Here is a 7,325-nt window from a genome sequence, read left to right as displayed (position 1 = left end):
CGCCGTGGGAGAAACGCCCCCCGCGTCCCAGGCCACGGCGTCCCAGAGGGTGGCGCTGGGCGAGCTGGCACCGGAGGACACGGTGCTGCGCGAGCTGGACGACGACGGGGTGCTGCTGCTCACCCTCAACCGGCCGGGACGGCGCAACACCTGGGCGTACGACATGGAGCTGCGCTACGTCGCGCTGCTGGACGAGGCGATGGCCGATCCCGGCGTCCGGGTGATCGTGCTGACCGGCGCCGGTGAGGCGTTCTGCGCCGGGATGGACATGGAGGTGCTGCGCCGGGCGACGACCGATCCGAGTTTCGTCCGCCCGGTGCGTCCCTCGGCGACGATCCCGCGCACGGTGCCCAAGCCGATCATCGCCGCTGTTGACGGGGCGTGCGCCGGGGTCGGGTTCGTCCAGGCCCTCATGGCCGACCTGCGGTTCACCACCGCCCGGTCGAAGTGGACGACGTCGTTCACCCGCCGGGGACTGATCGCCGAGGACACCGTCACCTGGCTGCTGCCCCGGCTCGTCGGCGCCGGGCACGCCGCCGACCTGCTGTTCTCCGGCCGGGTCGTGCGCGGCGACGAGGCCGTTCGGATGGGGCTCGCCAACCGGCTGGTCGAACCCGACGAGTTGCTGCCCGCGGCCCTGGACTGGGCCCGGGACGTGGCCCGTAACTGCTCCCCGTGGGCGGTCGCCCAGGTCAAGCAGCAACTGGCCCGCGATGACGCGGCGGACATCGAACAGTCCCGGCTGGCCGCGAACACCGTCCTGGACGTCGCTCGGGGCAAACCCGACTACCGGGAGGGGGTCGCGTCCTTCCGTGAACGCCGCCCGCCGCGCTTCGAGGGTCTGCCCGCCGACCATCCCCGCATCGTCCTGGCGGCCGAGCCGGACGCGCCGCCGTCGCACTGACGGTTCGCCTGGCCGCGCGGCCCAGGTCAGGATCGGGCCGCGCGGTGCGGTGCCGGTGCGGTGCCGGTGCGGTGCCGGTGCGGTGCCGGTGCGCTCAGGCGGCCGGGGGGCGGACGTGGGCGAGGAGTTCGGTGAGCAGACCCGGCTCGGCGTCGTAGGGGGTGTAGAAGGAGGTCCGGGCGAGGACGTCGCCGACCTTCGCGTACAGCGCGGGGCCGGCCTCGGCGGGGGTGCCGACGATGGCGAAGGTGTGCAGGATGTCGTCGGTGATCAGCGAGCCAAGCTCGGCCCAGCGGCCCTCCTTCGTCAGCCGGGTGAGCTCGGGCTGCAGGTCACCCCAGCCATGCAGCTCCAGCACGGGCCGGTAGGCGGGGGTCGAACCGTAGAAGGCGATGCGCGCGCGGGTGCCGGCGATGGCGGTCGCGAGCTCCTCCTCGGTGCGTCCGACGGCGACGAACATCGGGCCGTTGACGACGAAGCCGTCGAGGGTGCCACCCCGCTTGGCCCGACCGCGGCGCAGCGCCGGCAGGGTCACCTCGTCGAGGTAACGGCGGGTGGTGAAGGGGTGCAGGAAGAAGCCGTCGGCGACCTCACCGGCGGCCTCGGTCATCGCCACGTTCACCCCGGCGACGTACACCGGCGGCGGCCCGGCCGGATGCGGCTCGGGGGCGAAGAACGGCGTCATCAGGGTGTGGGAGTAGAACTCGCCCTGGAAATCGAGCTTCGTGCCGTCCTGCCAGGACGCCCAGATGGCCTTGAGGGCCAGCACGTACTCGCGCATCCGGGCCGCCGGGCTCGACCAGGTCATCGAGAACCGGCGCTCGATGTGCGACTTGACCTGCGAACCGAGGCCGAGAACGAACCGTCCCTGCGCGTAGCGGGCCAGGTCGTAGGCGGAGGTGGCGGTCGTCATCGGGCTGCGGGCGAAGGCGATCGCGACGGCCGTGCCCACCGTGATGTTCTCGGTGGCCTGCGCCGCCTGCATGATCTGCAGGAACGGGTCGTGGTTGGTGTCGCCGACCCAGGCGCCCGCGTAGCCGGCGGTCTCGGCGTGTCGTGCCGCGGTCGCCGCGAGGTCGATGTCGGTGCCCAGGACGGCGTCGATCTTCATCGATGTTTCCCTTCAGCCTGTCAGATCACGCGGTCGGCGCGTAGCTGGGCGATCTCGTCGGTGGTGAGGCCCACCTCGGCCAGGACGGCCTCGGTGTGCTCGCCGAGGGCGGGGACGGGCCCCATGGGCAGGGCCCAGTCGGGGGTGATCGGCGGCGGCAGGGGGGCGCGCCAGGGGCCGGCGGGGGTGGCGACGTCACGCCAGCGGTCCCGGGCGCTCAGATGCGGGTGGTCGATGACCTCCTGCACGCTGTTGAGCCGGGAGTTGCCGATCGCCGCGTCGTCGAGGATCTTCTCGGCCTGGGCGATGGGAACGGTGGTCGTCCAGGCACGGATGGCCTCGTCCAGGCGGGGGCGCAGCCGGACCCGGTCGTCGTTGTGGGTGAAGGCGGGATCGTCGGCGAGGTCGTCGCGGCCGAGCACCGTGCGGGCCAGCCGCTGCCATTCGCCGTCGTTGGTGGTGCCGAGCACGAGGGTGAAGCCGTCCGCCGTCGGGTAGGCGCCGTAGGGGGAGACGGCCGGGGAGCTCACCCCGTTGGGAACCTGCTGCTCACCGGTACCCATGGTGATGTTCATGGTGTAGCTCATCCACTCGACCACCGTGTCGAACAGGCTGATCGACAGGGCGGTGCCGCGGCCGGTCGCCGTGCGGGCGTGGATCGCGGCGAGCACGGAGGTCACCGTGTACATGCCGGCGCCGATGTCGGCCACGGGGATACCCGGCTTGGCCCGGTGCTCCTGCGTTCCGGTGATCGAACAGGAGCCGGCCTCGGACTGCACCAACAGGTCGTAGGCCCGCTTGTGGGACAGCGGGCCGCCCTCGCCGTAGCCGGAGATGTCGACCGCGACGATCCGCGGGAAGCGTTCGACGAGTTGCTCGGCGGCGAATCCGTAGCGGGCGGCCGCGCCCGGCGCGAGGTTCTGCACCACGATGTCGGCCCGGGCGAACAGCCGCTCCAGCGCCTCGGCGCCGCGCGGGTCGCGGAAGTTCAGCGCGACCGACTCCTTGCCCCGGTTGAGCCAGACGAAGTGCGCGGCCAGTTCGCCGAGCACCGCGTTGTCGTAGTCGCGGGCGAAGTCACCGCCGCGCGGGTTCTCCACCTTGATGGCGCGGGCGCCGAGGTCGGCGAGGGTACGGGTGGCCGTCGGGGCGGCAACAGCCTGCTCCAGCCCGACCACGACGAGATCCCGCAGCGGGAGATCCAACGCTCCTCCTGGCAGTCGAGCGGGCAGTCACTCTGGCGACTGCCTCAATAAACCAGAAGTGCGTCTGTGACGCGGGGTTGCGCGTCCGGGCTCACCCTGCCCTGACCGCGCACTGCGAGCTGCGTCACTCTGGGCAAATATCGTTACTCTGTGTGATTTAACTCGGGGCGGGTGAAACGGGGAGCTGGTAACGTGCCTCGTCGTCGAGCGTCGTGCCCGTCGCTGGTGGTGACCCCGTCCGCCCGACGGTTCGGTCCGCCATTCAGGTTCCCCTTCCGGGAGACTCCCCATGCGCAGTGCCAAGGACTTCTTCGCTCCGCTCGCCGTGGGCGCGCCGGCCCCGGCGCGTGAGATCCCGCGGCGGCCGTCCCGGGTGATCCACTTCTTCGACCCCAGCAACGCCAAGATGGCCGCGAAGCTGCCGACCCTCATCCCCAAGGTGGATGTGCTGCTCGGCAACCTCGAGGACGGCGTCAAGGCCGACAACAAGCTCGCCGCCCGCGAGGGACTCATCAAGATCATCGAGGGCGGCGCGGAGTTCGGCGACACCCAGTTCTGGATCCGGGTGAACAGCATCGACTCGCCCTGGGGGCTGGACGACCTGCTCACCCTCGTGCCCGCGATCGGCGCGAAGCTCGACGTGATCATGCTGCCGAAGGTGCAGGGCGCCGAGGACATCCACTACGTCGACCGGCTGCTCGCCCAGCTCGAGGCCCAGGCCGGCCTGACCCGCCCGATCCTCGTGCACGCGATCCTCGAGACCGCCCGCGGCGTCAGCAACGTCGAGGAGATCTGCGCCGCGAGCCCCCGCATGCAGGGCCTGTCGCTGGGCCCCGCCGACCTCGCCGCCGACCGGCGGATGAAGACCACCCGCGTCGGCGGCGGCCACCCCGGCTACCTGGTCCGCCAGGACCCCACCCCGGACGACCCGAGCGCCGTGCGCGCCACCTTCCAGCAGGACCCCTGGCACTACACCCTGGCCCGGATGGTCGACGCCTGCGTGGCGCACGGGATCATGCCGTACTACGGCCCGTTCGGTGACATCGCCGACACCCTGGCCTGCGAGGACCAGTTCCGCAACGCGTTCCTGCTCGGCGCGGTCGGCGCCTGGTCGCTGCACCCGGTGCAGATCGACATCGCCAAGAAGGTCTTCAGCCCCGAGCCCAAGGATGTCGCCTGGGCCAGCCGGGTCGTCGAGACCATGGGCGACGGCACCGGCGCGGTGATGGTCGACGGCACCATGCAGGACGACGCCTCGGTCAAGCAGTGCCAGGTCATCCTCGACCTCGCCCGCCGCCTCGCCGCCCGCGACGCCACCCTCGCCGCCAGCTACAACCTGCCCGGACCCACCGCCTGACCAGCCCTGCGACCATCGCCGCCCGGCCGGCCCGGCCGGCGGTGGGCTGATTCGCCTCGTCGATCGCTCGTCTAGGGTGACGCGCAGGAGGTACGTCGGGCGGCCCGCGCCGCAGGTGGGGCGGAGGAGGGCACGAGTGCCAGCCGAGCCTGCCGACAAACCGCTGGACAAAATCTGCAAGCCGGACAACCTGGACGACGTGGACGACGACGCCTCCGCACGGACCATGACACCGGCCGCTGCCTCGACCGCCGCACCGGAACCCACCGTCCCGGCGGATTCGGCCGAGCCGGCACCGCCGGTTGAGTCGGTATCGCCAGTTGAGTCGGTATCGCCAGTTGAGCCGGTACCGCCGGTGGAGGCGGCACCGTCAGCTGGGGGTGGCGGGACGCGGCCGCGACGGTTGGGGGCGGCGGGGCGCTTTCGCACCGATGTCGTTCCCGGCGGTCTGGCCTGGGGGCGGATCGCCGGCCGGGTGATACCGCTCGCGGTCACCGCGGTGGCGATCTACCTGCTCGCCCCGCAACTGCTCACCGTGTTCTCCGCCTTCCCCCGGCTGCGGCACTTCCGTCCGTGGTGGTACCCGGCGATGGTCGGCTGGGAGATCGCGAGCTTCGCCTGTGTGTGGCAGCTGCAACGGCTCGCCATCGACGGGCTGAGCTGGTTTCTGTCCATCACCTCGCAGCTCGCGTCGAACAGCATCAGCCGGATCATCCCCGGCGGGATCGCGGTGGGCGGCGCCGTCCAGTTCCGGATGCTGAGCCGGGCGGGCTGCGATCCCGCGGCCGCCGGGTTCGCCCTGACCGCGATCTCCATGGTCACGACCAGCATCGTGTTCGGGCTGCCGCTGTTCGTCCTGCCCGCGTTGATCTTCGGCCAGCCGGCGCCGCGCGGTCTGATCGCGGCGGCGTGGCTCGGGGGTGTCGCTTTCGCGGTGCTGGCGGTGACCGGCCTGGTGCTGGCCCGCTCGGAGGCCGCGATGCGCCTGCTGGCACGGCTGCTCGCCCGGGTGCTGCAGCTGGCCCGCCGCCCGGTTGATCCAGACCTGTCCGAGCTGCTGCTGATCCGCCGCGACGAGGTGCTGCACTCACTCGGACGTCGGCTACCCGCCGCGTTGCTGTTCGCGGCCGGCAAGTGGACCCTCGACTACCTCGCCCTGCTCGCGGCGTTGGCCGGTGCCGGCCAGCATCCTCGGCCGTCCCTGGTGCTGCTGGCCTACGTGGCGGCGAGCGTCCTGGCGATGATCCCGATCACGCCCGGCGGTCTCGGTTTCGTCGAGGCCGGCCTGACCGGGACCCTCGCCCTAGCCGGGGTTCCGCCGGCGGCCGCGGCCCTGTCCACCCTCGCCTACCGGCTGGTGTCCTTCTGGCTGCCGCTGGCCGCCGGGGCCCCCGCCTGGATCGCCTACCGCGTCCGTTACCGCTAGTCCCGCCCCACCGGACGACCCAGCTATCCCCGGACAACCCATCATCCCCCGGACAACCCGCCATCCCCCGGACAACCCGCCATCCCCCGGACGGCCCACGATTCCCCGGACGGCCCACGATGGCCGGCCGTCCGGGGGTGCGGGACGGGGCTGGTCAGTCGGACAGAGTGGCGACGGTGGCCTCGGGCTGGTCACTGCCGGACGTCCCGCCCAGGACGTAGATGTGACCGTCGCCGCCGGTCGTGGCCGCGGCATCCGCCCGGTCGGACGCCTCACCGGGGGTGCCGGAGTCCCACGAGTCGCGGTCCGGGGAGTAGATCTGCACGGTGTCGGTGACCGCGTTGTCCGAACCGCGTCCGCCCACGACGTACACCCGCCCGTCCGGGCCAGTGGCACCGGCGGCCCGGGTGACCGGGGTGGGCAGACCGGCCACCTGCGCCCACGAGCCGCTGCCGCCATCCGTCCCAGGGGTGTAGACGTACGTCGTCGAGACCACCCGCGGGGCGGACGTACCGTCGATGGTGCCGCCGGCGGCCAGAATCCGGCCATCCGAGAGGGCGACGACGATCGGCGCGTCCAACGCGGACGGCGGAGCCGGCGCGGTCGACCACGCGTTCGCGGCCGGATCGTAGATCGCCAGCGTGGTGCCGTCGAGGGCGTAGATCCGTCCGTCCCCGCCGCGGGCCGCCCGGGGCTGGTCCATCGGGGCCGGCAGGGAGGTGGCGTCCGACCAGGAGTCACTGGCCGGCTGGTACACCTCGACGGTGTCCGTCGGACCGTCCGCGTCCTGCCCGCCGATCGCGTAGATCCGTCCGTCCGCCCCGGTGACGGCGGCCAGGTCCGTGCGCGGCGTGGGCAGATCGGCGGCGTCCGACCAGGCGCCCGACTTCGGATCGAGCACCGCGACGGAACCCACCGGTGTGCCCGAGGCTCCGGCTCCCGCGCCCGCACCGGCGCCGGCTCCCGCTCCCGCTCCGTTGCCCGGGCCGGTTCCGGCCGGGGTGCCGGGTGTGGGGCTGCCCGTGCGGCCCGCGGTGGACGTCGCGCTCGGGGTGGCCGTCCCGCCCGGGTTGGGGGTGGTGGTCAGGCCGGGTGACCGGCTCGGGCCGGTGGGTGTGGCGGAGTCGCCCGGTTGGGCCGGGTCCGTGCCCGTGGCACCCTCGGACGCGTTCGGTAGCGGTTCGAAGCCCGGCTCGTCCGTCAGCGCGCCGGGGATGATCCTCGCCCCTGAGGGGGCCAACCCCGCGGGACCCACCCCCGGCGACCCGGTCGTACCCGGCGAGGACGTCCCGCTCGGCGACGTGCCGCCGCCCGGCGAGGCG

Annotated in this window: 6 protein-coding genes and 1 pseudogene; 4 read left to right on the top strand and 3 right to left on the bottom strand. The window is 72.7% G+C overall.

All coding sequences use genetic code 11. From position 1 onward, the window contains the following. On the top strand, nt 1-904 hold a 904-nt coding region (locus tag G6R24_RS16245), incomplete at its 5' end, for an enoyl-CoA hydratase-related protein (protein WP_338084446.1). A 94-nt stretch (nt 905-998) separates the two neighbouring features. Here G6R24_RS16245 and G6R24_RS16240 read toward each other — a convergent pair. Both G6R24_RS16240 and G6R24_RS16235 read right to left on the bottom strand, forming a co-directional pair. After that, the gene (locus G6R24_RS16240; RefSeq protein WP_163550082.1) at nt 999-2,015 is read right to left on the bottom strand and encodes a TIGR03617 family F420-dependent LLM class oxidoreductase; all 1,017 of its coding nucleotides are present in this window, start codon (nt 2,013-2,015) and stop codon (nt 999-1,001) included. Nucleotides 2,016-2,035: 20 nt separating this feature from the next. Then, the gene (locus G6R24_RS16235) at nt 2,036-3,220 is read right to left on the bottom strand and encodes a CaiB/BaiF CoA transferase family protein (protein ID WP_163550081.1); all 1,185 of its coding nucleotides are present in this window, start codon (nt 3,218-3,220) and stop codon (nt 2,036-2,038) included. 289 nt (nt 3,221-3,509) lie between these two features. Between G6R24_RS16235 and G6R24_RS16230 the strand changes: the two genes are divergently transcribed. Together G6R24_RS16230 and G6R24_RS16225 are read left to right on the top strand one after the other, a co-directional pair. Then, nucleotides 3,510-4,577 (top strand): HpcH/HpaI aldolase/citrate lyase family protein, encoded by a 1,068-nt coding sequence (locus tag G6R24_RS16230; RefSeq protein WP_163550080.1) that lies wholly within the window; start codon nt 3,510-3,512, stop codon nt 4,575-4,577. A gap of 403 nt (nt 4,578-4,980) precedes the next feature. Continuing rightward, nucleotides 4,981-6,003, top strand: a complete 1,023-nt coding sequence (locus G6R24_RS16225) for a lysylphosphatidylglycerol synthase transmembrane domain-containing protein (protein WP_225438612.1) — start codon at nt 4,981-4,983, stop codon at nt 6,001-6,003. Between the two features lie 154 nt (nt 6,004-6,157). Here the strand turns inward: G6R24_RS16225 and G6R24_RS16220 are convergent, their stop codons facing one another. Continuing rightward, nucleotides 6,158-6,919: a Kelch repeat-containing protein gene (locus G6R24_RS16220; protein WP_263864075.1), complete on the bottom strand. Its 762-nt coding sequence runs from the start codon at nt 6,917-6,919 to the stop codon at nt 6,158-6,160. Nucleotides 6,920-7,013: 94 nt separating this feature from the next. On the opposite strand from G6R24_RS16220, the pseudogene G6R24_RS16215 reads away from it, so the two are divergent. Further along, nucleotides 7,014-7,325 (top strand): annotated as a pseudogene (locus G6R24_RS16215) (hypothetical protein); the annotation flags it as partial.

The organism is Candidatus Frankia nodulisporulans, from assembly GCF_902806475.1.
GTDB lineage: Bacteria > Actinomycetota > Actinomycetes > Frankiales > Frankiaceae > Frankia > Frankia umida.
This window is presented reverse-complemented; position numbering and strand designations above follow the sequence as displayed.